The organism is Archangium sp., from assembly GCF_036277355.1.
GTDB lineage: Bacteria > Myxococcota > Myxococcia > Myxococcales > Myxococcaceae > Archangium.
Map to the genome: position 1 here is coordinate 84564 of NZ_DASUNC010000063.1, position 26250 is coordinate 110813.

The 26250-nt window shown below is 69.0% G+C and carries 25 protein-coding genes; 13 read left to right on the plus strand and 12 right to left on the minus strand.

The window, feature by feature from the left end; translation table 11 throughout:
* Nucleotides 1-92: 92 nt before the first annotated feature.
* The 7 genes from VFZ09_RS16670 to VFZ09_RS16700 are packed head-to-tail and all read right to left on the minus strand — an operon-like array spanning nt 93 to nt 6429.
* On the minus strand, nt 93-800 hold the full coding sequence (locus tag VFZ09_RS16670; RefSeq protein WP_329728568.1) for a hypothetical protein: 708 nt from the start codon (nt 798-800) through the stop codon (nt 93-95).
* Nucleotides 797-1024, minus strand: coding sequence for a hypothetical protein (locus VFZ09_RS16675; protein WP_329728569.1), 228 nt, complete (start codon nt 1022-1024; stop codon nt 797-799). The genes VFZ09_RS16670 and VFZ09_RS16675 overlap by 4 nt, the downstream gene beginning before the upstream one ends.
* Nucleotides 1021-1812: a hypothetical protein gene (locus tag VFZ09_RS16680; RefSeq protein WP_329728570.1), complete on the minus strand. Its 792-nt coding sequence runs from the start codon at nt 1810-1812 to the stop codon at nt 1021-1023. The genes VFZ09_RS16675 and VFZ09_RS16680 overlap by 4 nt, the downstream gene beginning before the upstream one ends.
* On the minus strand, nt 1809-2552 hold the full coding sequence (locus tag VFZ09_RS16685) for a hypothetical protein (RefSeq protein ID WP_329728571.1): 744 nt from the start codon (nt 2550-2552) through the stop codon (nt 1809-1811). Before VFZ09_RS16685 ends, VFZ09_RS16680 begins: the two co-directional genes overlap by 4 nt.
* Nucleotides 2543-3691 carry a TadE/TadG family type IV pilus assembly protein gene (locus VFZ09_RS16690; protein ID WP_329728572.1) on the minus strand — a complete coding sequence of 383 codons (1149 nt, stop codon included), beginning with the start codon at nt 3689-3691 and terminating at the stop codon, nt 2543-2545. Before VFZ09_RS16690 ends, VFZ09_RS16685 begins: the two co-directional genes overlap by 10 nt.
* 9 nt (nt 3692-3700) lie before the next feature.
* Nucleotides 3701-5671, minus strand: a complete 1971-nt coding sequence (locus tag VFZ09_RS16695) for a pilus assembly protein TadG-related protein (RefSeq protein ID WP_329728573.1) — start codon at nt 5669-5671, stop codon at nt 3701-3703.
* Nucleotides 5668-6429: a TadE/TadG family type IV pilus assembly protein gene (locus VFZ09_RS16700; RefSeq protein WP_329728574.1), complete on the minus strand. Its 762-nt coding sequence runs from the start codon at nt 6427-6429 to the stop codon at nt 5668-5670. Before VFZ09_RS16700 ends, VFZ09_RS16695 begins: the two co-directional genes overlap by 4 nt.
* Nucleotides 6430-6705: 276 nt before the next feature.
* Here VFZ09_RS16700 and cpaB point away from each other — a divergent pair, with 276 nt between their 5' ends.
* From cpaB to VFZ09_RS16765, 13 genes are all read left to right on the plus strand, one after another.
* Nucleotides 6706-7530 (plus strand): Flp pilus assembly protein CpaB, encoded by an 825-nt coding sequence (cpaB, locus tag VFZ09_RS16705; protein WP_329728575.1) that lies wholly within the window; start codon nt 6706-6708, stop codon nt 7528-7530.
* 53 nt (nt 7531-7583) lie between these two features.
* On the plus strand, nt 7584-8429 hold the full coding sequence (locus tag VFZ09_RS16710) for a type II secretion system F family protein (protein ID WP_329728576.1): 846 nt from the start codon (nt 7584-7586) through the stop codon (nt 8427-8429).
* 9 nt (nt 8430-8438) lie between these two features.
* Complete coding sequence (locus tag VFZ09_RS16715) at nt 8439-9329, plus strand: type II secretion system F family protein (RefSeq protein WP_329728577.1); 891 nt, start codon at nt 8439-8441, stop codon at nt 9327-9329.
* Between the two features lie 34 nt (nt 9330-9363).
* Complete coding sequence (locus tag VFZ09_RS16720) at nt 9364-10896, plus strand: FHA domain-containing protein (protein WP_329728671.1); 1533 nt, start codon at nt 9364-9366, stop codon at nt 10894-10896.
* Between the two features lie 38 nt (nt 10897-10934).
* The gene (locus VFZ09_RS16725; protein ID WP_329728578.1) at nt 10935-12770 is read left to right on the plus strand and encodes an FHA domain-containing protein; all 1836 of its coding nucleotides are present in this window, start codon (nt 10935-10937) and stop codon (nt 12768-12770) included.
* Nucleotides 12767-14509 carry an exodeoxyribonuclease VII large subunit gene (gene xseA, locus VFZ09_RS16730; protein WP_329728579.1) on the plus strand — a complete coding sequence of 581 codons (1743 nt, stop codon included), beginning with the start codon at nt 12767-12769 and terminating at the stop codon, nt 14507-14509. Before VFZ09_RS16725 ends, xseA begins: the two co-directional genes overlap by 4 nt.
* A gap of 78 nt (nt 14510-14587) precedes the next feature.
* A complete protein-coding gene (gene xseB / locus VFZ09_RS16735; RefSeq protein ID WP_329728580.1) occupies nt 14588-14944 on the plus strand; it encodes an exodeoxyribonuclease VII small subunit in 357 nt (118 codons plus the stop codon).
* Between the two features lie 29 nt (nt 14945-14973).
* Nucleotides 14974-15363 (plus strand): response regulator, encoded by a 390-nt coding sequence (locus tag VFZ09_RS16740; RefSeq protein ID WP_329728581.1) that lies wholly within the window; start codon nt 14974-14976, stop codon nt 15361-15363.
* 1 nt (nt 15364) lies between these two features.
* The gene (locus VFZ09_RS16745) at nt 15365-16255 is read left to right on the plus strand and encodes a farnesyl diphosphate synthase (RefSeq protein WP_329728582.1); all 891 of its coding nucleotides are present in this window, start codon (nt 15365-15367) and stop codon (nt 16253-16255) included.
* A complete protein-coding gene (locus VFZ09_RS16750; RefSeq protein WP_329728672.1) occupies nt 16255-18009 on the plus strand; it encodes a 1-deoxy-D-xylulose-5-phosphate synthase in 1755 nt (584 codons plus the stop codon). Before VFZ09_RS16745 ends, VFZ09_RS16750 begins: the two co-directional genes overlap by 1 nt.
* Nucleotides 18006-18746: a TlyA family RNA methyltransferase gene (locus VFZ09_RS16755; protein WP_329728583.1), complete on the plus strand. Its 741-nt coding sequence runs from the start codon at nt 18006-18008 to the stop codon at nt 18744-18746. Before VFZ09_RS16750 ends, VFZ09_RS16755 begins: the two co-directional genes overlap by 4 nt.
* 95 nt (nt 18747-18841) lie before the next feature.
* On the plus strand, nt 18842-19477 hold the full coding sequence (locus tag VFZ09_RS16760) for a hypothetical protein (protein ID WP_329728584.1): 636 nt from the start codon (nt 18842-18844) through the stop codon (nt 19475-19477).
* Nucleotides 19474-20271 (plus strand): hypothetical protein, encoded by a 798-nt coding sequence (locus VFZ09_RS16765; RefSeq protein ID WP_329728585.1) that lies wholly within the window; start codon nt 19474-19476, stop codon nt 20269-20271. Before VFZ09_RS16760 ends, VFZ09_RS16765 begins: the two co-directional genes overlap by 4 nt.
* A 12-nt stretch (nt 20272-20283) precedes the next feature.
* Here VFZ09_RS16765 and VFZ09_RS16770 read toward each other — a convergent pair whose 3' ends face one another.
* The 5 genes from VFZ09_RS16770 to VFZ09_RS16790 are packed head-to-tail and all read right to left on the minus strand — an operon-like array spanning nt 20284 to nt 26056.
* A complete protein-coding gene (locus VFZ09_RS16770; protein ID WP_329728586.1) occupies nt 20284-21060 on the minus strand; it encodes an SDR family NAD(P)-dependent oxidoreductase in 777 nt (258 codons plus the stop codon).
* On the minus strand, nt 21060-21731 hold the full coding sequence (locus tag VFZ09_RS16775) for an SDR family oxidoreductase (RefSeq protein ID WP_329728587.1): 672 nt from the start codon (nt 21729-21731) through the stop codon (nt 21060-21062). The genes VFZ09_RS16770 and VFZ09_RS16775 overlap by 1 nt, the downstream gene beginning before the upstream one ends.
* 28 nt (nt 21732-21759) lie before the next feature.
* Nucleotides 21760-22479 (minus strand): Coq4 family protein, encoded by a 720-nt coding sequence (locus VFZ09_RS16780; protein WP_329728588.1) that lies wholly within the window; start codon nt 22477-22479, stop codon nt 21760-21762.
* 43 nt (nt 22480-22522) lie between these two features.
* Complete coding sequence (locus VFZ09_RS16785; protein WP_329728589.1) at nt 22523-24094, minus strand: hypothetical protein; 1572 nt, start codon at nt 24092-24094, stop codon at nt 22523-22525.
* Nucleotides 24095-24133: 39 nt separating this feature from the next.
* A complete protein-coding gene (locus VFZ09_RS16790; protein ID WP_329728590.1) occupies nt 24134-26056 on the minus strand; it encodes an OmpA family protein in 1923 nt (640 codons plus the stop codon).
* Between the last annotated feature and the right edge of the window lie 194 nt (nt 26057-26250).

A 26250-nucleotide genomic window follows, 5' to 3' on the forward strand; every position in this document is an offset into this window, starting at 1 on the left:
CCTCCCTCTCCCTTCGGGAGAGGGTCGGGGTGAGGGTATCCGTGCCCGTACTCATTGCCCGCGCCCCCAGCGACCGCGGGCGGCTCACGGGTTCACGGATTGGCGGCCCCGCGGAACACGAGGGCCTCACCATCGGGAGCGCGCAGAGGCCATGGCTCGCCGGTAGGCGATACCCCCACGGGATGGAGCGCATAGGCGAAGCCGCCGGGCATGACGTAGAGCAGGAGCGTGCCGGGAGGAGCATCCGAGGGCAGCGCCTCGGGCGACTCGATCTTCCGGATGCGAAAGGGCAGTGGCGCGAACGAGCGCGTGCGCACGGGAGAAGGTTCCCCCTGGGAGATCTGTTCCAGCGCGGTCTGCCAGGTGCCCACATCCTCGGAAACAGCGCCCTGGGACCGCAGGGCACCGGCGGTCCCCTCATGGAGCTTCCGGGCCACCTCGAGGATCTTCACATTCGCCGAGTCCGCGGTGCGTCCGGCCACGAGCCCGTCGCGTTGGCCCCAGAGGGTGAGCACGAGGGCGCCGAGGATGAGCAGGGACCAGGACAGCCGCACCGTGCGCCCCCGCACGTTCTGCACGAGGACGGCCACCATGCCCACCAGGGCCGCGAGCATGGGCAACAGCATGTCCAGGCGGGGAGGGGGCCCGGGGTGGAAGGGCTGGAGCTGGGTGCGGACCAGGTGAAGCAACTCGGGGGAGCCCGCCGCGAGACACATGGCGGTGAAGCCCCCGAAGACGAGCCCGTGAAGGACGCGGAGCGGGAGCGGGGCGGGCTGCCGCGCGGCGGAGGACGGCTTCACGGGAACGGCAGGTTCAGCACGAAGTAGAACGAGTCGTAATAAATCTGGTACGCGCGCAGGAAGGCGTCGATGACGTTCATCTTCTGGTCTCCGCTGCCGAAGTCGACGCTCATTGACACGATGAGGGCGAGCACGAGGATCCAGTTGACGAAGGAGTACTCCACCATGGCCTGACCGCGGCGCTGACGGCGGCGGAGCTGAGGGCGAGGCGTGTGGGTCTTCATGGTCGGTTGTCCTCCGTACCCCAATCGGTAGCAGACTGTGACACGGGTTGGAAGTGGGGTGGTAGGTGGCTGGCCGGTTCCAGGGTGATCTTCTTGTCACCGGGGGCGGGGGGAACCAGGCGGGGCCGGGCGTCCACGCCATGGTCGCGCACCTCCATCGAGTAGCGGATGGGAGGGAACTCGAGCTTCGCCAGGCGAAGGATGGGGATCTCCCGGCTGACCCAGTAGCGCTCGAGGACGAGCTGGCGGTGGCGGACCTCCAGAGGCTCGGCGGTGACCGTGCCTGCGAACGTCATGAGGCGGGTGGGCGGGCCCCGGCGCACGGTCGAGCCCTCTCCCACGGCCAGGCGCGCCGAGGGGGGCGGAAGGGCGGGGCGGGGCGGCGGCTTCCCGGGCGAGCCGAGGAAGAAGGGCAGGGCGGCGGTGTCCACCTCCTGGAGCTTCTCGAAGCCCTGGGTGACGAACAGCCGGGAGACGCCCTCGGTGCGCAGCCCCGTGTCGCGGGCCACCAGCAGGAGGAACTGCGCCAGCGGAGCCTTCATCGCCGGGTGCTGGCCGAGCTCCAGTTCCACCCACACCGCGTCGCGGCCCTGGGCGTCCTTCTGCTCGGCGACGACGGCCAGACGGAGGAAGCCCAACTGGGGGCCTCCCTCCATCTGGTACGTCACCCACTCGCCGACGCGTGCGTCCAGCCGCTCGGGAATGGCCTCGAAGAGCATCCCGCGCGACACCTCCATCGGAGCGGCGCCCAGCAGCACCAGGGATAGGGCACAGAGGAGCGTGCTCATGGTGTCCCCTCGCGAGCCTGACGCACGGCCTCGGCGTTGGACATGCCATCGGGCCGGTCCGTCCCCACCCAGCTCTGCGAGATGGCCACCCGCGAGGGCGCCAGCTCCACCAGGGTGGTGAGCAGCTGCCCGGCTCCGCGTGCGGACTCGAGGACGAAGGTGCGCTGTCCATCCAACCTGCCCCCGGACTCGCGCACGGGCGTGTAGCCCTCGGCGGTGAGCCGGGCGGTGAGCTCCTGGCGCACGGCGTCGAGTCCGCGCTCCACCACCTGGGTGCGGTGCCTCGAGCCACCCGCAGCATCGCGCGAGCCCACGTCCGCGCTGAAGAGCGCGCCCTCCACCGGGATGAAGGGACTGGCGCGGGTGCTCGTGGGCTTCTCGTACCACCACAGGTCCTTGAGCACGGTGAAGCCCACCGTCTTCCCCAGGTGGGTGCGCAGCACCACGGCCCGTTGGAGTCCCTCGCGCGTGAAGAAGGCCGACACCACGGCCTCTCGTTGCAGGTCTCCATTCACGACGACGGGGTAGCCCTGTTTCGTCCAGAAGCCGTGGAAGTACCTCGCCACCTTCACCAACGAGTCCGCCGTGGTGAAGTACGCGATGCGGTGGGGCTGGCCGCCGATGAGCAGGTCCTCGCCGATCCGCGTGTGCACGGTGCCGGGGTAGACCGCGAGCTCCTGCTCCGCCCACGACGGAGCGGCCCACAGCAGCAGGAGAAGGGGGAGGGCACTCACTCGCATGGGATCTTCCGTTCGTTCGAGTCGGTGGACGTACTGGGGTCGAGGCCGGGCATGGAGGGCGTATCCGCCTGGGCGTTCTTGCAGCCCATGAAGTGGGGGCCGCGGGCCATGAACATCTTCCGGTAGAGGGACTGGTCGTAGGCCTGTGTGTCGCGGAACGGAGCGGTGTCGAAGCAGCGCTGGGCCGGGTCATCCAGACCGGGGTAGGCGTTGACGTTGTTGAGCCCCATCGGGGCGCCGTGCTTGCTCTTGTTGCAGCCGCGGCCGCTCTCTCCGGGCACGTAGTTGTGGGACACCACGAAGGGGCCCTGGAAGTCGGGAAGGAGGAAGCGGGCCACCGCGCCGAGCCGGTCCAGCTCCACCTGGTCCAGGTAGCTGCCCACCCCCAGGAACTTCATCCGGTCCACCTGCTGGTGGAGGCCATGCCGCGAGCCGTCGCCACGCACCCCCGCCCGCTGGGGCTTCATCAGCGCATCCCCACCATCGGGCAGGTGCCAGCCAGTGGCGATGAGGGTGTAGCGCTCCTTCACCGGCAGGCGGCTCAGGTCCCGTCCGCCCCAGTTGTCCACGTCGAAGAAACCGTGCTGCTCCTTCTGCAGATAGAACCGGGGCAGCACGTGGCTGGAGAGCGTGCTGGTGGTCTCCACCTCCACCTGTCCCCGGGTGTTGAAGCGGAAGTGCCCGAGCAGTTCGCCCATCGTCCTGCCCATCGCGGCGGCGGCCTCGGGGCCCTTGCCGCCAGCAATCCCAGGAAAGACGCGGCTCAGATCGACCCCCGAGACGCTCTGGTTGCGCATGCTCACCTGCACCGGAGCGGCGCGCAGCATCGTGCCGAACCGCCCCTCGGGCTCGATGGAGTCCAGGTCCGCGTAGCGCTCGGCGGCCTCCTTCACCGTGGCCTTCATGGCGAGGCCGAAGGCCTTGTCGTGGTCCGCGGTGGCGTAGTCGCTCAGGGTGTAGCTTGTCATCTCCCAGGCGACATACCGGCTGGCCTCCTGGAGCTTGAGCCGGGCCCGGATGACCTCGCTCAGGAAGACGCTGAACATCACCAGGGAGACGAGCAGCGGCACCACGAGTGCGAGCTCGACGGTGGCGGCCCCTCGCCGGACGGACTTCAACTGTTGACGGACGTGTTTCATGGCGGGGCCTCAGTGGGTGATGAACCGCGCGGGTGAGTCCTTCAGGTCGCCGGGCAATGCGTCCGCCAGCTCTTCCACGAGCGGCAGCGAGTCCTTGCCCTGCCAGACCGCCGCCAGACGGGGCCGCCAGTACGGGTTGAAGAAGTTGGGTTGCTCGGTCCAGTTCCCGGGCCGGTGGTAGTACGTCTGGCCGCGGGAGATGACGCTCATCCCCGGCGAGCCTCCGAGCCCCACCGTCTTGCGGCCGTTCCTCAAATCCAGCGTCTCGGGAGACGTGCCGAAGGAGAAGGTGAGCTTCCCCTGGGCGTTGAGCTGGCCCGGGGTGTGGCGGAACGCATCCGCGCTCTTGGTGAGGAGCACCCAGGTGGAGGGCTGGTTGAAGTCATCCCGGCGCCCCGCCATGGCCGCGATGCTCGGTGTGTCGTCGAGGCCCTCCGCGCAGTCCTTCGCGTAGTCCCCCGGCTCGAAGTGGGGGAAGGGCACGAGCCCCGGCCAGGGGTGGTTGTGGTCCTTCGGGTCGATGCGGACGTTGGCCACGTACACGGACATCTCGAAGAAGCACGCGCCCTGGACACTCGCGAGGCACGTCCTGGACTCGTAGAGGCCCACGTTCCGGTCCTCCTGCTTCGAGGCCTCTCCCGGGAACACCACGCGCCAGTGGATGCCGTTCTCGCGCAGGTCCGTGCCGCTCATGGCCCACACACTCGTCTTCAGGGTGTCGTTCTTGTCCTCGCGCGGGTCTCCCCAGCAGTCGCGCCAGGTCCGCGTGTCACCGGGGCCCGGCTGTTTGGGGCAGCGGAAGGGATTCAGGAGCCGGGTGCCCCCGAGGTTGAGGGAAGCCGGCCCCGGCAACTTGATGAAGTAGGGGTCGTCCGCGCCGAGCACATCGCCCTGGGCGAGCATTCCCATGGGCAGGTGGGGCAGGTCCTTCGACTCGCGGATCTTGTTGCCGCCCCTGGCGCTCCTGCCGTTCCCCTCGCCGAGCCGGTAGGTGAGGAAGCGCGTCTGGCCCCATTTGGGGATGCCATCGAGCACGCTCTCCAGCGGCGCGAGCCACCGGGGGATGGGCATGAGGCCGCCCCATTTCCGGTCGGTGACGAGGGACTCGGGACACTCACCGTCCTTCGCATCGCAGGCGAAGCGCGTGGCGTTGGTGATGCCCGCCATCACCCGTTTGGCCCGGGCGGTCTTGTCGGTCTCGTTGCGCCGCGTGGGATCCAGCGGCTCGAAGGGATTGACCGGACTGAAGGGCGTCCCGTTGGCCGCCTTGTCGTGCGCGCGGCTGTAGAGGCACTGGTTGATGAGTCCCGCGAGCGTCTGGGGGACGAGCGGGTCCACCTCGGGATCGTTCGCCTCGATGATGGCCTGGGACGTGCCCATCACGTACGTGGAGGTGGCGAGCATCACCGCCGTGGCCGTGCCCGCCATCACCGCGTTGAGCATCCGGTGCCCGGGAATCACCACCCGGCCGATCACCCGGTCGAGGGGCTCCATCACGGGCTTCATGAGGAGCAACATCCCCCGCAGTACCGTGAAGACCAGGTCCAGCCCCCGCATGATGGCGTGGATGGAGGGGAGGGTGTCGAGCAGGGTGCAGACGCTCACCCAGAAGAGTCCGTCGCGGCTGTCCTGGGGGAAGCACGGGCCGATGGTGCGCATGAACCCGTAGAGGTCCGTCAGGAAGGCCTGGACGGAGAACACGAACGAGTCCAGCGACTGCCACATCATCGCCGACACGTAGTGGGACACCTGCGTGCGGTTGGTGAACGCGTAGAAGTTGAACGCGCGGGCTTCCATGGCCGCGGTGGACCAGGCCGCCGCGTCCGCGGTGTTCTGCAGGCGGATCCGCTCGTGCACCCCCTGCCCGAGGTTCACCGTGGTGATGAGGGCGATGCTCAGCACGAGCATCAGCAGACACGCGAGGACGAGCGCCTGGCCTTCCTGCCGCTCGAAGCTCCGCCGGAGAGCGCGGGTCATCATGGCGTCACTGCCCCCCCGTCCGGGTTCGGGTGCATCAGCCACTTGGAATGGAAGTTCGACTGCATCCGCAGGCTGTAGGTGGCCGTCAGCGGGAGGAAGTAGCGCCTGTCCGCGGCCAGTCCCCGCAGCACACCCAACTCCCGCCGGTGGAGCGTGGCGTATCCCCGCTGGTGGCTCGGCCCCGCGCCCGCGTTGGCCGCCCACCACGCGGTGAAGACGAGCTGGTTGGCGAAGGGCACTCGCAGCTCGTACCAGTAGCGCACCCGCACGCTCAGCACGGTGGCCTCGCGGTAGACCTCCTCGGCGAGGCCCTCCGGCCCGTCGAACTCCAGCTCGCCCCGTTTCGGCGAGAACCCGGACGGGCTCACCGTATCCACGCGCACCAGGCCGGACAGGGGAGCGCCATTCACCGAGTCCGGCACCCCCGTGTCCCGCGTGGGCCACGGCAGCCGCCGCAGCATCTCGTCCAGGAGCCGCGCCCGCGTCCACGTCCTGGCCAGCTCCGGCGGCGCGTCCGTGCGGCCCAGCGTGGGCAGCACCGCCACCAGGGCCGCGTCCCGCATCCGCTCGGCGTTGCCGTTCCACACGATGCCGGAGCGCGCCGCGCAGTACGCCGCGTACTCCGTCATCAGCTTCGCCTGCTGCATCTGCGTCAGCTGCAGCAGGCCCAGGCCCAGGAAGACCATCAGCGGCAGCACCAGCGCCGACTCGACCGCGGCCTGGCCCGACTGTCCGTCTCGGGAGAGGTGTTCACTCATGGACGCCGCCCTGGAGCGACATCCGTGCCACAGCCCTGTCACTCGGGCGGGTGTTCCACCGGGGGTCTCAGAGGGAAGACCCCCCCTCCACGAGGGGGACGGGGACCCGCCAGATCGGAACAAACCGGCAGCCGAGGGTTCGTGACTTTGACACTTTGCGTGGTGGGTGGATAACATCCCACCCGCTGGTGCCCCGGGCCCCCGCTTTGCAAAGCAGCCGCGCCACCTACGAGTTCCGCCCCCCCGGGCGCTCCCCGCTTTGGAGGTCTCCGAGACATGCTGAAGGGTAAGACACCGCTCCTCATCGCGCTGGGCCTCGGCCTGCTGGCCGGCATCATCGCGTGGTCCGCCATCAAGAAGAAGGAATCGGATGTGCGCCGTGGTTGGAACCTGGTGCCAGTCGTCGTGGCCTCAGCGGACATCCCCGAGGGCACCGTCATCACCTTCGACATGATCAACCAGCGCTCGGTCCCCGAGCAGTTCGTCACCTCCTCCGTGGTGAAGCCGGACTCGGCCACCTACGTGGTGGGCCAGAAGGTGCTCGTGGCGCTGCAGCAGGGTGACCCCCTCCTGTGGAGCCAGTTCGAGACCACCAAGGCCGCCGAGCGCCTGTCCACCAAGGTGCAGAAGAAGGTCCGCGCCATCACCATCGACTCCAAGCCCACCACGTCCGTGGGTGGCTGGGTGCGCCCCAACGATCACGTGGACGTGATCGGCACCTTCCGCGATCCCCAGACGGACGAGAACGTGGCCGTGACGCTGCTGCAGAACGTCATCGTGCTCGCCACCGGCAAGGTCACCGGTACCACCAACGTCAACCTCATCCCCGAGCACCAGCGCGAGTACCAGAACATCACGCTGATGGTGATCCCCGAGGAGGCCGAAATCCTCACGCTGGCCAGCGAGCTGGGCAACCTCACGCTCTCGCTGCGCAACGAGGAGGACGTGGACATGATCGAGGAGCGCGGCCGCGCCACCATCAGCACGCTGCTCTCCGGTGAGCGCACCCGCGTGCTCGAGCAGAAGCGCCGCGAGATCATCCAGATCATCAAGGGCGGCAGCTCCGAGAAGAGCGCGGTCGGCTCCTCGGGTACTCCGTAGTCTCTGCGTCCGTGCGTTCCCCTTCCCCCCGAAGCTGAAGGAAGTCCCCGCGCATGCTGGCCGGAATCGTCCTACTCCTCGTCACCGGGTCGGTCTTCTTCTTCAGCCTGGTGATCTTCACCGTCCTGGCGAAGGCCTATGAGCAGTACCAGGAGCGGTACGTCGTCAAGTCGATGAACGACTTGAGCGACATGTTCCTCTTCATCGATGCCCGTCAGCTGCTGGTGCTCAACATCGCCAGCATGTGCCTGTTGGGCATCATGACGTACATCATCTTCAACCCCATCCTGTGCGTGGTGGCCACCATCTTCGGCTTCTTCCTGCCGATCATCCTGGTGAAGCACTACCGCAAGCGGCGCATCAAGAAGTTCAACGTGCAGCTGGTGGATGCGCTGCAGGCCATGGCCAACGCCTTCAAGGCGGGTCTCACGTTCCCGCAGGCCATCGAGCACGTGGCGCGCGAGGCCCAGCCGCCCCTGGCCCAGGAGTTCGGGCTCTTCGTGAAGGAAGTGAAGCTGGGTGTGCCGCTGGAGGAGGCCCTCATCAACATGGGCCGGCGCGTGGGCAGTGACGACCTGGAGCTCGTCGTGGTCGCCACCAACATCGCGCGCCAGCTCGGCGGCAACATGGCGGAGATGTTCGAGACCATCTCGAGCGTCATCCGCGAGCGCTTCCGGCTCGAGGGCAAGATCGACGCCCTCACCGCCCAGGGCAAGCTGCAGGGCTGGGTGGTGGCGGCCATGCCGGCCATCCTCGGCCTCGTCCTCAACTACATGCGTCCGGACCTGATGGAGCCGATGATGGACCACTGGTTCGGTTACATCCTCGTGACGGTCATCGCCATCATGGAAGTGCTGGGCGTGATCATCATCCGGCGCATCGTCAACATCGATATCTAAGGAGTGGCCGTGAGCGACATCCTCACCAATACGTTGATGGGGGGCGCTGCGCTGATGTTCGCGACGTCGGCGGGCTTCCTCGGATTCGGCGTCTACCAGAACTACTTCTCGCAGTTCCTCTCCGAGGTGCGGGATGACTCGGCGGGTGGTGTCGCGGGCCTCGGCTCGGTCACCATCCGCAAGCTGGGCGCGCTCAACCGGCGGCTGATGTGGCCGGGCTATGAGAACAAGATGCGCAAGAAGCTCACCAAGGCCGGTGAGCCCAACGCGCTCAAGCCCGAAGACATCATGGCGATGCAGGAGATCAGCGCCGTGCTGGGCCTGGTGGCGGGCCTCATCCTGATCAACGCGGTCAACGAGAACCTGGCCTGGTCGCTCGCCTTCGCGCTGTTCGGCCTGTACTACCCGCTCATCTGGGTGAATGATCAGGTGAAGAAGCGTCACCTGCAGATCTCCCGGGCGCTGCCCTACAGCCTGGACCTGCTGACGCTGTCGGTGGAAGCCGGTCTGGACTTCACCGGCGCGCTGGCCAAGGTGGTGGAGAAGGGCAAGGCGGGCCCGCTGCGCGAGGAGCTGCAGATCGTCCTCAAGCAGCTGAAGATGGGCAAGACGCGCGAGGAGGCCCTCAAGGCGATGATCGCCCGGGTGGACCTGCCGGCGCTCACCACCTTCGTCACCGCGCTCGTCCAGGCGGACAAGATGGGCACCAGCCTCGGCAAGGTGCTGCGCATCCAGTCCACCCAGCTGCGCATCGACCGCACCCAGCGCGCCGAGAAGCTGGCCGGCGAGGCGCCGGTGAAGATGCTCTTCCCGCTCATCGCCTGCATCTTCCCCACGGTGTTCATGGTCCTCTTCGGGCCCATCGTGTTCCAGTTCATGTTCGGAGACGTCGGGGGATAGGGCCCTGGGCTTCCAGCTCACCATCGCCAAGGGTCTGCAAGCGGGGAAGGAGCTTCTCTTCGAGCAGGCCGAGATCCACATCGGCCGCACCACGGAGAACGACGTGGTGCTTCAGGACGCCGGTGTGTCGCGCAAGCACGTGCGCGTCTCGGATCGGCTCGGGCGCTTCTACGTGCAGGACCTGGGCAGCGCCAACGGCACGTTGATCAACGACGCGCCCATCTCCGGTGAGCGGGAGCTGCGCAACGGCGATCGCATCTCCCTGGGGCCGGTGGAGTTCGTCTTCAAGGAGGTCGTCAGCGCGGACGACGCCACCCGGCCCTTCACGCCGGTGGAGGAGGAGGAGGACGAGGCCACCCGGCTCATCCGCCGCAACCAGGCCGCGTCCGCGGGGCCGTCCACCCAGCCCGCTTCCTTTCTTCCCACGCCGCGTCTCGATCCGGCGTCCTCGGCGCCGCCCGTCCTGGCTCCCGCGTCGGGGCCTCTGGCGGTGGCCCGCTCGGAGACCCTGGCGGAATCGCTGGCGGTGGAGCCCCCCACCTCGGCCCCGCTGTCCCGTGCGGCACCCGAGCGGGCGGCCGTTCCCACCGCCCCCGCGCGCCCCTCGGCTGGAGCCGATGGCCTGTCCGCCGCCGACAAGGCCCGGCGCCGCCGCGAGCTGAGCGAGACCCTGGGAGGCCAGCTCACCCTGTGGTGGCTCGGGCTGTCCCGCGGGGGCAAGCTCGTCCTGTCCACCGTGGTGCTCCTGCTGCTGGCCGGCGTGGTGGGCGGGCTCGCCATCGTCTTCAAGCCCGACCTGGAAGGGCTGTCCCGGGGTCCGGAGCCCACGTCCCTCGGCCTCCAGACCGTGACGGACTCGTTCGGCCTGGGCGAGGGCGTGACGTGGGAGCAGCCGGACATGAAGCTCTTCGACTTCGAGTTCGTGTCGCCCACACGCGCGGTCGCGGTCCTGCGCTACCAGGCCAGCGGCATCTCCAAGGACGAGGTCACCCTCAGCGTCAACGCGACGCCGCTGGGCTCGCTGCCTCCGGACATGGTCACCGCCACCGAGCGGGAGCTCCAGCAGATCATCTCGCCCTCGGTGCTCAAGCGGAACGCGCACAACCAGTTGGTCTTCGACAACGTCCGCAACCCCCCGGGCCGTGACAGCTGGCGGGTGTGGAACCTGCGCCTGGAGATCATCCCCGTCCCGGACCTGCGCCCCGAGGAGCTGCTGGAGACGGCGCGCAGCTACGTGACCCGGGCTCGTGACTTCTACGAGCGCAAGGACGTCGGCGCGGAGAACCTCTCGCTGGCCTGGGAGAACTACCGCTCGGCGTGGATCACCCTGGAGGCCCTGGACGAGAAGCCCGAGCTGTACGAGGACGTCCGGCACATGATGGGCCAGGTGGCGGTGGACCTGGACCAGAAGTGTGGCCAGCTGATGCTGGAATTCCAACGGCACATCCAGTTCAAGGACAAGAAGCGGGCCCGGCGGGTGCTCGAAGAGATCACCCGGCGCTTCCCTACACCGGCGCATCGCTGCCACAATCTGGCGCTCGAAAAAGCCAACGAGCATGGGCTGTGAGGCCCGTGTCCGTGCACCCAACGAAGTGGTGACTTTCCATGTCGAACGGTTCTCCCCCCGCACGCCGTCGGCCCACGACGGGCTCCCCCTCGGGTGGCACTCCCTCGGGTGGCTCCACCAGTCAGCGCCCCCCGGCGCGCAGGACCGCGACCGGCACGGCTCAGGCCCCCGCCGTGCGCGAGCCGTCTCTGCCGGTGATGGGCACCAGGCTGGTGTGCTCGGCGGGCCCGTGCTCCGGTAACGAGTTCGCCCTGGAAGAGGGCGAGTATGTCATCGGCCGTGCCAACGACAACCCCATCTGCATCCCGGACACCTCGGTGTCGCGCAAGCACGTGCTCATCCGCCGCGTGGGCGGGGGCTGGGAGGTGAGCGACCTGGGCTCCGGCAACGGCACGCTCCTCAACGGGGAGCCGCTCACCAGCGAGATGCCGCTGGCCCATGGCGACACCCTCACGCTCGGCGACACGGAGCTGACGTTCAACGACAACTCCAACGCCACGATGATGATGCCGATGCCCTCGGCGCCTCCGCCACGGCCGGGCCGCGGCAGCGCCCGCTCCCCGGCTCCCGCCGCCGCTCCCGCCGAGGACGCCGGAGGGGAGGAGGGTGGGGCTCTCGCCGGGGTTCCGCGCCGTCCGCCGCCCCGGCCCGAGGGGCGCGTGCGCAGCACCCGGGGCCGTGCCGCGGCGACGCCGGCGGATCCCAACGCGCAGAAGCGCAAGAAGCGCCTGCTCATCCTCACCGCCGCCGTCTTCGTGATGCTGGTGGGCCTGCTGGCCGTCATGAAGGTGCAGCAGCAGCGCGAGGCCGAGGTCGCGGCCCGCAACGAGCAACTCGCCCAGGAGCGGCGCGCGGCGATGGACGCGCTCTTCCAGGACGCCAAGAACCTCATCCGCGACGGCAAGTGGGCGGATGCCAAGGCGAAGCTGCTGGAGCTCCAGGAGCTGGAGCCCAACTACGTGCAGCTGCCGGACTACCTGGCGCGCGTGGAGAAGGAGATCCCCAACCAGGAGGCGATCGACACGGCCAAGGCGGCGCTGGAGAAGGATCAGCTCGGCCCGGCGGCCACGGCGCTGGCCAAGGTGAGCAAGGACACCCAGCTCTTCGAGGCGGTGCGCCAGCTGCACACCACCCTGAAGGACAAGGCCGACAAGCGCGTGCGTGACGCGCTGGCCCTGTTCGAGCAGAAGCAGCTGGATCCGTCCAAGGCCATGGTCGACGACGTGCTCGTGGCCTTCCCGGAGCACCGCGACGCCAAGGTGGTCAGCGAGCAGGTGGAGCGCGCCATCGCCATCCGCGACGCGCCTCCTCCGCCTCCCACCGTCAAGGAGGCGCCCAAGCCCTGGGACCAGGCCGTGGATCGCTTCCGCGATGGTGACCTCAATGGCGCCGTGGCCATGGCCAACGCCTGCGCCGCCAAGAGCCCGCAGTGCAAGACGCTGATGGCGCAGATGGCGGACTTCGGCAACCTCTACAAGAAGCTGGAGGACCTGGACGCCAAGGGCCTGGCGCGCCTGCTGGATCTGGACAAGAAGATCACCAAGGGCCAGGGCAGCAAGCTGTCGCGCAACGCGGGCACGCGCGCGGCCAACATCTTCTTCAAGAGCGCCTCGGCCGCGAAGGCGTCCGGCCAGTACGGCCGCGCCATGGATAACGCCCAGCGCGCCCTCCAGGCCGACCCCAGCCATGCCGGCGCCAACAACATCGTCGCCGAGCTGCGCGCCAAGGCGAAGGATCTCTACCTGCAGGCCTACGCCCTCAAGGACACCAATCCCGAGGACGCCGTGCCCAAGTTCCGCGAGGTCATGGCCATGACCCCGTCGGAAGACGAGACGCACCAGAAGGCCAAGAGCTGGGTCGAGAAGCTCAAGTGACCAGGAAACGGCGAAGCACCGGAGAGACCCCGCCGGAGGCCTCCGACGGACAGAGGGATCTCTTCGGCGGCTCGTTGGGTGCGGCTCCCAAGCGCACGGTGGCGGCGGCTCCCAAGCCTCCCCCCGAGCCTCCTTCTCCTCCCCCCGCGCCTCCGCCTCCCTCGGAGCTGGCGGACGTGTCGGCGGCACTGCCGTCGCTGCCCGGAGCGCCGCCCTCGCGGACGCCCCCGGCGCGCACGGTGCTCACCGTGGGCGAGCTCACCCAGCAGCTCAAGGTGACGATCGAATCGCGCTTCCCGCGCGTGCTGGTGCGCGGCGAGGTGTCCGGCTTCCGGGGCCCCAACGCCCGTGGCCACCTGTACTTCTCCCTCAAGGACGCGGAGGCGTCGCTCGAGGTGAAGATGTGGGCCTCGCAGGCGGCGCGGCTGCGCTTCGCCCTGCGCGACGGGCTGGCCGTGGTGGCCGAGGGCAGCGTGGACGTGTACGCGCCCGCCGGCCGCTACAGCCTCATCGCCCAGAAGCTGGAGCCGGAAGGGGAGGGCGCCCTCGCGCTCGCCTTCGAGCAGCTCAAGGCGCGGCTGGCGGCCGAGGGCCTCATCGGCGACAACCGCATCCGCCCGCCCCGGGAGCTGCCCTTCCTGCCCCGGCGCATCGGCGTGGTGACGAGCCGCACCGGCGCGGCGCTGCAGGACTTCCTGCGCGTGCTGCACTCGCGCAACCCCCGCCTGTCCGTGCTGCTGTGCGACGCGCGCGTGCAGGGCGAGGGCTCGTCCGAGGAGGTGGCCCGCGGCATCGAGCGCCTGTCCCGCACGGACGTGGACGTCATCGTCGTCACGCGCGGCGGCGGCTCGAAGGAGGACCTCTGGACGTTCAACGAGGAGCGGGTGGCGCGCGCCATCTTCGCCTCGCCGGTGCCGGTGGTGTCCGCCATCGGCCATGAGATCGACTTCACCATCTCCGACTTCGTGGCGGACTGGCGCGCGCCCACGCCCAGCGCGGCGGCGGAGCGGCTCGCCCCGGTGTTGCAGGATCTGGAGTACGCGCTGGCCACGCAGTCGGTGCGGCTGCGCAAGGCGGCCGAGCGCCGGGTGCTGGAGCTGCGCGAGCGGATGGGCGCCCTGCGCGGACGGGTGGTGGACCCGAGGCGGCGGCTGTCCACGGAGCGGCTGCGGCTGGCGGACGCCGAGGACGCGATGACGCGGGTGCTGCGCCAGGTGCTGCGCGAGCGGCGCGAGGAGCTCCGGGCGCACACCGAGCACCTGCAACGCCAACGTCCCCAGGCCCGGCTCGCCGAGCAGCGGGCGCGGCTGGTGCAGCTGTCCGCGCGGTTGAAGGCCGCGGTGCGGGCGGACGTGGCGGCGCGGCGGGCGAGGGCGGCCCAGGCCCGGCTGGTGCTGGAGCGCAGCTCGCCCCTGGCCCGGGTGGCGGAGCTGCGCGCCCGGCTGGCGGACCGCAAGGCCCGCCTGGTCGCCCTGGAGAAGGACACCCTGGCGTCGGCACAGCGGCACTTCCAGCGGCTAGAAGGCCGGCTGGATGCCATGAGCCCCCTGAAGGTCATGTCCCGGGGTTACTCGGTGACCTTCCGCACGCGGGACGGGGGCGTGGTGCGTTCCATCTCGGACGTTCAGCCCGGCGAGACGCTCGGCATCAAGTTCGCCAACAACGGGGCGAAGACACTCCAGGGGTGCGAGGAGATTGAGGCCACCGTCACCGCGGTGAAGGGTCCGGTGGATTGCTGACGTCCGGGTGCACGTGCCGCTGGCACCCGGGTGGGGGCCTCCTCTAGAGTCCACTGCTCTTTTTCGAGGTGGACGGAAGTGGCGAAGGACAGCAAGGGCAAGGCGGCGGAAGAGGTCCCCGAGCAGTACGGGGAGGTGGTGCAACGGCTCGAGGACGTGGTGGCGCGCCTGGAGGGCGGCACGCTGACGCTCGAGGAGTCGCTCAAGTCCTTCGAGGACGGCATCAAGCTGGTGCGCCGGGGCGAGCAGCTGCTCAACGCGGCGGAGAAGCGCATCGAGGAGCTGTTGAACGAGGACGGACGGGACGCGGTGGTTCCCCTGCAGGCGGGCGTGAAGCCCCCGGCACTGCCCTCCACTCCGGCACCCGCCCCGTCCCGGGGCAGCTCGGGGGCCGCCCGGTCGGCGCCGCCTCCCGAGGATGACGTGCCGTTCTAGGCCCCCGGCTGTAGAGCTATCGGTACGCCATGCCCAAGCCCAAGGTCACCATTGTCGACGACGACCGCGATACGCGGGAGTTGCTCTCGTTCGCCCTCGAATCGGAGGGCTTCGAGGTCAACGCGGCGGCCAACGGGCTGCGGCTGATCGCCTCCCTGCAGCTCAAGCGGCCGGACATCATCCTCATGGACGTGAACATGTCCTGGATCGATGGCTTCGAGCTGTGCAAGGCCGTGAAGAAGAACGAGCAGTTCCGGGACATCCCCGTCATCTTCATCAGTGGGCGCGGGGAGCCCGAGGACCGGAGGCGCGGGCGGGAGGCCGGCGCCGCGGACTATTTCGTGAAGCCCCTGGATCTCAACGCGCTCATCCAGCGGTTGCGTGAGCTCATTCCTCCGCCCGCTTCCGAGGTGCCCTGATATGTCGTCCTTCGATCTGGATTCCTACCTGCAGACCCAGGTGGAGCGGGTGGAGAACCTGCTGCGCTCGCGCTCGGACGAGCTGGGCGTGAACGTGCCACCGCGCCTGCACGAGTCCATGCGCTACTCGCTGCTGGCCGGAGGCAAGCGGCTGCGGCCGGTGCTGTGCCTGGCCTTCGCCGAGGCGGTGCTGAAGCAGAGCAACGTGCCGCGCATGGTGGAGGACTGCGCGTGCGCGCTCGAGTTCATCCACACCTACTCGCTGGTGCACGACGATCTGCCGTCCATGGACAACGACGACATGCGCCGGGGCCGGCCCACCAACCACAAGGTGTACGGCGAGGCCATGGCCATCCTGGCCGGTGACTCGCTGCTCACGGACGCCTTCGCCCTGGTGGCGGGCGGCCCCGAGCCGGTGCGCGGCGTGCTGTGCCGGGAGCTGGCCGTGGCCTCGGGCTCGTCGGGCATGGTGGGCGGGCAGGTGCTGGACATCGCCGAGGACCGGCCGGCCCACATCGACTACCTCACGCGGATGCACCGGCTGAAGACGGGCGCCCTCATCCGCGCCGCGTGCCGCATGGGCGTGCTCGCCGCCGGTGGGGACGCGGACGCGCTGGCCCGCGCGGATACGTATGGGGACTCGGTGGGACTCGCGTTCCAGATCGCCGATGACGTGCTGGACGTCACGGGGGATGCGTCCTCCATGGGCAAGCCGGTGGGCGCGGACGCGGCCGCCGGACGCTTCACCTTCCCGGCGGTGCTGGGGCTGGAGGAGTCCAAGCAGCTCGCGGCGCGCAAGGTGGCCGAGGCCATCGCCGCCGTGAAGACGCTGGAGCCGCACGATGGCCCGCTGGCGGCGCTCGCGCGCTACTCGGTGGAGCGACGCTCGTGATGGAGCGGCTCCTGCCGCGAATCCAATCTCCCGGGGATGTCCGCGCGCTCCCCGAGTCCGAGCTGCCTCGCCTGTGCGAGGAGCTGCGCGAGGACATCATCTCCCTGTGTGGCCGCGTGGGTGGCCACCTGGGCGCCTCGCTCGGCGCGGTGGAGCTGATTGTTTCCCTGCACCGCGTCTTCCACTCGCCCCAGGACGCGCTCGTCTTCGACGTGGGCCACCAGGCCTACGCGCACAAGCTGCTGACGGGCCGGCGCGAGCGCATGGGCACCCTGCGCCAGGCCGGTGGGATTGCTCCCTTCCTGGACCCTCGAGAGAGCCACCACGACGTGCTGGCCGCGGGCCATGCGAGCACCGCCGTGTCCGCGGCGCTGGGGATGCTCGAGGGCAAGAAGCTGCGGGGACAGCCCGGGCACGTGGTGGCGGTGGTGGGGGACGGGGCGCTCACCGGTGGGCTGACCTTCGAGGGCCTCAACAACACTGGGGGCACGCACCTGCCGCTGGTGGTGGTGCTCAACGACAACCAGATGTCCATCTCCGCCAACGTGGGCGCCATTCCCGCGTTGCTGCGGACGCGCGAGGCCCGGGGCTTCTTCGAGGGACTGGGCTTCACCTACCTGGGGCCGGTGGACGGGCATGACCTCGGGGCGCTCACGCATGCGCTGCGCGAGGCCCGTGCGTCCACGCGCCCGGTGGTGGTGCACGCGATGACGCAGAAGGGCAGGGGCTTTCCCCCGGCCGAGGCGGACACGCAGACGCGCGGCCACGCCATGGGGCCCTACGAGTGGCGGGATGGGAAGCTGGTGCGCTCGCGCGGCGGCCAGCGCACCTTCAGCGAGGCCTTCGCCTCGGCGTTGGAAGAGGTCATGGCGCGGGACGCGCGCGTGGTGGCGGTGACGCCGGCCATGCTGGAGGGTTCGGCGCTGGTGGAGCTCAAGCGGCGTTACCCCGAGCGTGTCTTCGACGTGGGCATCGCCGAGCAGCACGCCGTCACCTTCTGCGCGGGACTGGCCGTCACGGGGCTGAGGCCCGTGTGCGCCATCTACTCGACGTTCCTGCAGCGCGCGTACGATCAGGTCATCCACGACGTATGCCTGCCGGGCCTGCCCGTGGTGTTCGCCGTGGACCGGGCCGGGCTGGTGGGCGCGGATGGCGCCACGCACCAGGGCACCTATGACGTGGCCTCGCTGCGGCCCATTCCCGGCCTCACGATGATGGCGCCGGTGACGGGCGAGGACGTGACGGCGATGCTCGCCACCGCGCTCGCGCTGCCCGGGCCCTCGTTGATGCGCTTCCCCCGGGGCACGCTGCCGGCGCTGCCTTCGGAGCCGCAGCCGGGCACGGGCTTGGTGAGTGGAGCGCGGTGGTTGAAGCGGGCGGCACGGGCGCGGGTGGCGTTCATCACGCTCGGGCCGCTGGGCGTATCCGCGCTGGAGGCCGCTGCTTCGGAGCCGGGTTGGAGCGTGCTGGATGCGCGCTTCGTCACCCCGCTCGACGAGTCGGCGGTGCTGGAAGCGGCCGCATGCGGGCGCGTGGTGGTGGTGGAGGAGGGGACGACGCACGGTGGGTTGGGCAGCGCGGTGCTGGAGCTGCTCGCCGCGAGGGGCGTGAGTGCGCGGGTGAAGCTGCTGGGCATGCCGGACACCTTCGTGCCCCACGGGGATGCGCGCGTGCAGCGGGCCGAGCTGGGCCTGGATGCCGCGGGCCTGCGGCGTGCCGCCCTGGCCCTGCTCGCGGAGGGAGGTGCGCCGTGAAGCCACGCAAGGAGCGCCTGGACGTGCTGGTGGTGGAGCGGGGGCTCGCCGAGTCGCGGACCAAGGCACAGGCGCTCATTCTGGCGGGCCAGGTGGTGGTGGCGGATCAGCGGGTGGACAAGCCCGGGGCGTTGGTGCCGGTGGAGGCCGAGCTGCGTCTCAAGGGCGAGGTGCTGCCCTACGTGTCTCGCGGAGGGCTGAAATTGAAGGCGGCCCTGGAGCGCTTCGGTCTGGACGTGCGCGGCAAGGTGGCCGCGGACATTGGCGCCAGCACGGGAGGCTTCACCGACTGCCTGTTGCAGGAGGGGGTCACGCACGTCCACGCCATCGACGTGGGCTACGGGCAGCTGCACGAGAAGCTGCGGACGGATCCGCGGGTGCGCTCGCGCGAGCGCGTCAATGCGCGCTACCTGACGGCCGAGGACCTGCCCGAGCCGGTGGACGTGGTGGTCATCGACGTGAGCTTCATCTCGCTGACGCAGGTGTTGCCGGCGGTGCTGCCATTCCTGAAGCCCAAGGGCCTGCTGGTGGCGCTGGTGAAGCCCCAGTTCGAGGTGGGGCCGGACAAGGTGGGGAAGGGCGGTGTGGTGAAGGACCCGGCCGCGCGCCAGGAGGCCATCGACTCGGTGTCCGCGTTCGTCCGGGAGCAGGGGCTCACGGTGCGCGGGGTGATGGATTCGACCGTGCCCGGCCCCGCGGGCAACGTCGAGGCCCTGCTCGTCGCGGACAAAGCGTGACGGGGTGAGGGCGCGAAGCATCGCTCCGCCTTCGTGATGAAGCGCTGGAATTCGTTGCCGGCGAACGGCGGGCGCATGCTAGGGGAACTGCCTATATGAAGATGATGTCGACTCCTGGGCGGCTCATGAGCGTGAGCCTCTGCGTGTTGCTCCTTTCCTGCGGCGTGACTCGTCATTCGGTCTCGGGTCCTACTGGTGCGCTCGATCTGGGCAAATACGTGCTCATCATCGAAAGGGCGCCAGATGGGCAGGTGCTCCATTCATGGAAGCCCGTTGAGGACTTCAACCAGGCGGCGCATTCGCATCAGGTGGCCACCCGCGGCGTTCAAGGGCTCATCGTCCAGGCTGCCTTCAACCGCGACTGCGAGCAGGAGCGTGATGCGTGCGAGAGCATGTGCCTGGCTGGCTTGAGAGGCCGCGCTTGGAGCCACATGAGCGCGGGTTCCAAGAAGGAGCATTGTGTCCGCGTGTGCATGCGGCCCTACATTGACTGTTGCAAGCTCAGAGAACTGGCCGAAGGCCAGGCCGTGGAGTTTCATGCCATGGATGAGGCCGTCGATTGGCTGAAGCAGAACAGGGAGCGGCTGCTGGAGGGAGCTGTCGTTGTCATCGCAGGTGTGGCCTTCGTCGTCGCCTTCGGTGGTAGCGGAATCCTGTTTCTCGTGCCTGTCATCTCCTTCGCATCGTCCGATGTTGTTTCCGAGCCCCGGGTTCTGGCGGTGACACCATGACGAATCCACTCATCCTCTCGGATGCACAGCAGGTGATTGGGAGGCGTTGGAGCAAGGGGCAGCCTCCGGAGCAGGCGCGGATTCTCAGCCTCACACGAGACGCCTTGGACTTCATCTCCGCCACTGGCCAATGGTACCCCTTCGAGGATTTTCGAGCACACTACGGGTCTCGTGAGGCCCAGACTCTTGGCGAGAATGGCTCCACGGGGCTGCGAGAACTCCTGCGCAAGACAGAGCGCTTCTTCGGGAAGCTTCTCGATGACCCCGAGGCCGCTGGAGAGCAGGTGCCAATCCAGATCATCCTCGACGCGCTTCGCTTCGTCTCTTCAGCCGGGCAGCATGAGTCCTTCAGTGATTTCATCGAGCATGTCGAATCCCATGCTCCGCCATTTGTAGTGGCCTCGTTTGAAACACAGCAGGAGGCGGACGCATGGCTCGAGACCCATCCGTGTCCGCCCGCTTTCGCTGATATCCTGATCGGCGGCCGGTACCATGATGTGGTTTATGAGCGCGAAACGGATTTTCGCCGCCTGCCATGGAATCGCCACCTCGAGCGCTATCTCGCGTGGCTCGAGCGGGTGGATCCGCCCGTTGCCACGGCTTCATTCGCTACTCGTGAGGAGGCGGAAGCCTGGCTGACCGGGCAGCCCACTCCAGCCAGGCGCACATGGGTGATGATCGCGCGCGAGTTCTACCTCGCGGCGTACTATCCGAATATCAATCACCGTGCCCTCTATCCTCTCTCCATGGCCAGCGTCGACGAGGAAGAAGAGGAAGAGACCGAGAGCCCATAAGAGGTGGCGGGCTCAGAACGAAGGCACGTCGTTGGCCAGGTGCGACGACAGGCCGCCGTCGATCACCAGCGAACTGCCATTGATGTAGCTCCCGTGGGGCCCGACGAGGAAGGCCACCATCCTGGCCACCTCCTCGGCGGTTCCGAACCTCCCGGCGGGAATCCTTCGCAACAGCTCCTTCCTCACCCCGGGGTCCGCCTTCGCCAGCATCTCCGTGTCGATGTAGCCCGGGCAGATGGCGTTGCAGGTGATGCCGTACGCGCCCCATTCCACGGCGAGCGTCTTGGAGTAGCCGATGAGCGCGTGCTTGGTGGCCGCATAGGTGGAAGAGCGCGCTCCTCCAAACAGGCCCTGGATGGAGGAGATGTTCACGATCCGCCCATACCCCCCGGCCTTCATGCGCGGGAGCGCCCACCGGCAGAGGTAGTAGACGCCATCCACGTTCACGCCGAACAGGGTCTTCCACTCCTCCGTGGGAACCTCGTCCGCGCGATGGAAGGGGCCGCCATATCCCGCGTTGTTCACGATGACGCCGGGGACGCCCAGCTCCGTCTCGATACGGGCGAGCGTGGCGTCCACCGCGGCCTCATCCGCGACATCGCAGAGGAAGGACCGCGCCCGGGCCCCGGTGGCGGTCAGCTTCTGCTCGAGCCCGGACAGGGCCTGGGCGTCACGGGCCAGCAGGGCCACCTGGAAACCATTCTCCGCGAGCACTTCCGCGATCGCCGCGCCGATACCGCGGCTGGCTCCGGTGACGAGCGCCAGCTTCGCATCCAGTCGCGCTCCCATCAGAGCACCCCCTTCGGAGGAAGGAGCCGGAGCTCATCCACCCGGACGTTCAAGGGCTTGCGGGCGATCTCCCAGATGCTCTGCGCCACGTCCTCCACGGACAGCATGTCGGCCGGGCTGTACTCCGGGCGCGTCTTCCAGAAGGACGTGTAGACGGCGCCCAGGGAGATGAGCGTGGCCCGGATGGAGTAGGGCTTTCCCTCTTCGTTCAGCACGCCCGTCAGGGCCCGGACCCCATGTTTGGACGCGGCATACGAGCCGTTCATGGCCAGGGTGAGGTGATCGCTGATGGAGCCGATGTGGATGAGCCTCCCGCCGCCCCGGGTCTTCATCCGGTTGAACGCCTCACGCGAACAGATGAAGGCTCCCGTCAGGTTCACCTCGAGCGTCCTGCGCCAATCCTGGACCGAGGTGTCCGCGATGGACGTGAAGACCCCCACTCCCGCGCAGTTGATCAGCACGGAGATGGGTCCCACTTCCTTTTCCGCCCGCTCGAACAGCGACGCCACGGAGGCCTCGTCCGTGATGTCGACCCGCATCTCGTCCGCCGACTCCTGCTTCACGTCATTCGAGGCGCACACGGCGCGCACGCCCTCGGCCCTCAGTTTGCTGATGACCGCCTTGCCGATCTCACCGGTCCCGCCGATGACGATCATGTTCCGAACGCTCATGCGCCCAGTGTAGGCCGGATGGTGTCCCTCAGGTGGCTCGCGTTGCGGTGAAGAACGGAATGGCCGTGAAGCCACCGCAGGAATTCTCTCCGCCACGACCCAGGTGTTCGGGGGCTCGCGCGGCGATACCGAGCCGCTGCCGCAACTGCTCCAGCGGCTCCTCCCACAGCGTCTCGACGCGCTCGCCCAGGAGGGCCGAGGCGGCGGCCCCCCGTTCGAAATCCTCCGCCTGGATGTGTCCCGAGTAGATGTCGCGCAGGTGCTTGTACCGGGCTTGCCGGATGTCCGGGTGCACCGCCGCCTCCGCCAGGAAGCTGGCGAGCGCCACCGGGGCCATGCCGAACACGAACGATTGAACGGCGACCTCGTCCTCGTCCGACGTCTCGTACGCGCCCAGCACGTGGAGGAAGTCGTGGCTCTTGTTGAGCCGGTGGACGGCGTACTGCGTGGGCGTCACGTCCGCGCCGAGCCGCGTCGGGATGGGAAAGAAGTCGGGGGACAGCCGGTAGTGCTCCATGTACCGCGCATAGGCGTGCCCGAACGAGCCCACCGGCAGCGCCGCGAGCGCCTCCGGCTCCGGAAGCGGAGGGTCCCAGCGCTCGGCATGGAGGCGCTGGAAGCCCGGTACCGCGAGCAGGACGGTATCGCTAGCGGCCAGGTTCTCGGCGGTGCGAAGCACGGGGATGACCTCCCCCAGGGTGGCCCGTCGTTCCTTCAGGCCACGCGCGATCTCTCGAAGCTCGGACATGGAGGCTCCAACGAAGAGGACGGGGGAGGGTACTCCGGGCCGCTCAGCGCATGGCGCGGTATTGCGCCGGCGTGAACGGCTTCACCAGCCTGCTGCCCACGCGCAGCCAGAGCGCCTCCGAGTCATCCAGGGCGCCGTAGAGGCTGCCGCCCGGCACCCGGTAGCGGAACAGCTCGCCCTTCTCGGCCTCGTCCGTGGCGATGATCTCCACCGGATACGGGTCGGGCTTGTCGTCCGTCGCGGCCGCGCTGGTGAACATGTAGAAGGTGCTGCCCGCACCGGGCTGCGCGAAGCGCGCCACCAGCGAGCCATTCGCCGTGAGCGGCAGTTGATCCTTGTTCACGGCCTGCCCCTCGTTGCTCTGGCCGTCCCGGGCTTCCAGGAACCAGAAGCGGTTCGAGCCGATCGCCGCCAGGCGCGTGCCGTTGTTGTACGGCACCAGCGCGGCCATGTACCCGGGCAGCTCCGCGCTGATCCACAGCCGCTTGCCGGTGGACGGCCTGCACAGGCCCCCCTCGAAGTCGCAGGCCCGCACGTTCGCCGAGGCCGCTCCCTGGGAGGCCAGGTACAGCACCTTCCCCGTGGGATCGAACGCCACCGGCGGCTGCTGGATGGGCGTGATCGTATCGACGTCGTACATCTTGAGATCCTGCCCGTCGCTGTACCGCACGGTTCCCACCCGGATGTAGGTCAGGTCGATGCCATCGTCGTAGAAGGGAATCACGACCCGTCCATCGGGCCGCACGTAGGGATCGGCGAGGATCAGGCTGGTGATGAGGCCCTCCGGATCTCCGATCGCCAGGGACCATTGAATCTGCGGCTTCGTCGCCGTGATCTCGGGGTTGCGGAGCTGGAGGCTCACGTTGTCGTAGACGAAGGCCTTGCCGTCCGGAGCCACCGTCAGGTTCTTCACCGCCAGGGTGATGGTGGCGGTGATCTTGAAGCTCGAGTCGATGGCGAAGGCACCCTGGCCCCTCGTCCACAGCCAGCGCCAGCCGGTGCCCGCGGGCTTGCGGTCGGTGATGATCGTGGTCGCATCGCACGGGAAGTCCATCTCGATGGACTGCCGGTTCGCCGGGTTGCTCTTCGGGACCTTGTAGAGGAACGAGCGCGAGCCCTCCTTCGCGCAGCCGATGAAGCTCGCGTTGGCGCCGCTGCCATCGACGACGAAGTAATCCGGCACCGCGGGCGTGGTGGAGTTGATCGGCTCCACCACCTCCTCCACCGGGAAGTACGTGGCCGGCTGGGCCTGGGAGACGTTGGTGCGTCCGTCGGCGCAGGTGACGCGCGCGGTGAGGGACAGGTTCGCGGCGAGCCCTCGCGTGTAGCGCAGGTCACTCGTCGCCAGCTCCACCGGGGTGGGCGTGGCGCCGTAGGTCACCTGCTTGAGCGGCTCGTTGTTGTCGAGCAGCTCCAGCCGTTGCACCTCGTCACAGCCGGTCGTGGTGATGAAGAGCTTGAGGCTCTTTCCCACGGTGTTCGGCTGGTCCACGACGACGCTGACCTGGGGAGGCTCCGGCGTGGTGGGCGGCGGGGGAGGGTTGCAGGCGAGCGCGAGGAACGGCAGCAGCAGGGCCGGGCGGACGAAGGCCTGGCGAAGGAGGGGGGTAGGCATGGTGGCGCCGAGTCTAGCCCGGGCGCCACCCTCCGGACATCAGCGGTCCAGGATGACGAAGTCCACGCGCCGGTTCAGCTCGCGGCCCCTGGGCGTCATGTTGGGCGCCACGGGCCGGCTGTCGCCGAAGCCCTCGGACTCGATGCGCGACGGATCCAACCCCGCCTTGATGAGGTGGTCCGCCACCGCGCGCGCCCGCTCCTTGGACAGGTTCAGGTTGGCCGTCTTGTCTCCCTGGTTGTCGGTGTGGCCCTCGATGCGGATGCGCTGGACGCCCGTGCGCACCATCAGGTCCACCACCTGCGCGAGCAGCGGGTAGCTGTCCGGCAGCAGCACGGCCTTGCCATCCGCGAAGCGCACCTGCTGGAGCAGCTCCAGCTTGTCGTTCTCGCGCTTCACCTGCCACTGCTTCGGCTCGGGCTCCAGGTCGAACGAGAGCTCCAGCGCGGCGCCATCGGCGGCCTCCACCGCGCGCGTCTGGGCCAGGAAGCCGGGAGCGGTGACCTCCACCACGTAGCGGCCGGCCGGCAGCTGGAGCTGGTGGGATGCCGCATCGGCCTGCGAGTACTTCACCTGCCGCGGCGTGGGACCACCGAAGAAGGTCAGCGTGGCCGGCACGGGCTTGCGCTTGGAGGTGACGGCCAGGGCCAGCGCCGCCGGCTTCACCTCCGCCACGAGCTCCAGCTCCACGCTGGCCGTCCTGCCCGCCTCGAGCACCAGCTCCTTCTCCAGTGGCAGGTAGCCGTCCTTGCGCACGGAGAGCTTCACCGGGCCGCTCGGCAGCGCGTAGGTGAGGAAGCGGCCATCGCCCGGAGCCGAGGCCACCGGCGGCAGTGTCGAGTCCACCATGGCCACGAGCACGCCGGACAGCGGCTGGCGCGTCTTCGCGTCCACCACCACGCCGGACACCTGGGCGGTCGTCGCCTGCGCTACCTGCGCCACCTGGGGCGTCTCGGTCCGGACCGGGGTGGGGGTCTGATTCGCCGGCACGGCCTCGCGCACCACCACGCGTTCAATCACGCGCGTTCCACCGCCCTGCAGCGCCGGATCCACGTTGAAGGAGGCGCCGAGCACCAGGTTGAAGGGCGGCACGGGCTGGACGCCCCGGCCCACCTGGCGCGTGAGGCCGAGCTCGGCCGCGGCGGTGAAGGTGAGGTTCTGCACCGCCGTCAGCTTGAGGCCCAGCCCGAGCGTCTGCGGCGCCACGCTGCCCACGGGCACGAGGCTCCCATCCGGCGCGACGAGCTGTCCGTCCGGCACGCCGAGCGGCGAGGTCAGTCCGTACTCAAGGAAGGGTGTGACGACGGGCAGCGGCGCCTCCAGGCCGAACCCCACGCCGAGTCGGGAGTAGCGGTTGATGCCCAGCGCATACTCCTCGGCGGCGTTGAGCCGTCCGGCGTCCACCAGCGAGCCCGTGCCGTCCAGGAGGAGGCCCAGGTTGGCGTGGATGCGCAGGGGAAGCATCGCGCTGAGCGAGCGCGCGTCATAGGTGGCCACCACGCGGGGCGAGACGCCGAAGGCGATCTGATTGCTGCCCACGCCGGAGAAGGTCATCACGCGCACGTCCGCGCCCGCCCACAGTCCGGGGAGCCACTGCTTCGTGGCGCGCGCGCCCAGCGTCACGTCGCCGAGCGCCTGGATGAGGTTGGGCGAGGAGCGCGTGTTGGTGTTGGTCGAGGCCGTGTAGGACAGCGACAGATCGAGGAAGTCGAGCGGCACGTAGCCGACGGCGAAGGTGCCGCCGGTGCGCGTGTTGGCCGCGCCCTGGACGGGGAAGTCCGGGGTGGAGAAGAACTCGCCGGTGGCCGAGAAGCGCAGCACGCCCTTGCGCCCGAGGTCCGCTCCGGCCAGTCGCAGCAGGCCCACGCCGCCGGTGGCGGTGGAGCCATGGCGCAGGTTGCGCGCATCCCTCCAGGAGTTGCCCAGCGTGGAGGGGCTGTGCGCCTCGTAGGGCTGATCCAACCCCGGGGAGGGGGCGGCGGACCCTGGATGTGTTGAGTACCCGACCGTTGGGGTCGTTTCCCGAGCGGACGAGGAAGCGAGGCCTTGCTGGGCCGAAGGAACGGGAGCCGGGGGCTGAGAAGGGGGCGCGGAGGTCCCCTGTGCCCGAGCCGCGCCAGCCCCGAGGAGGGCCGTCAGCAGGAGGGAGCGCAGGG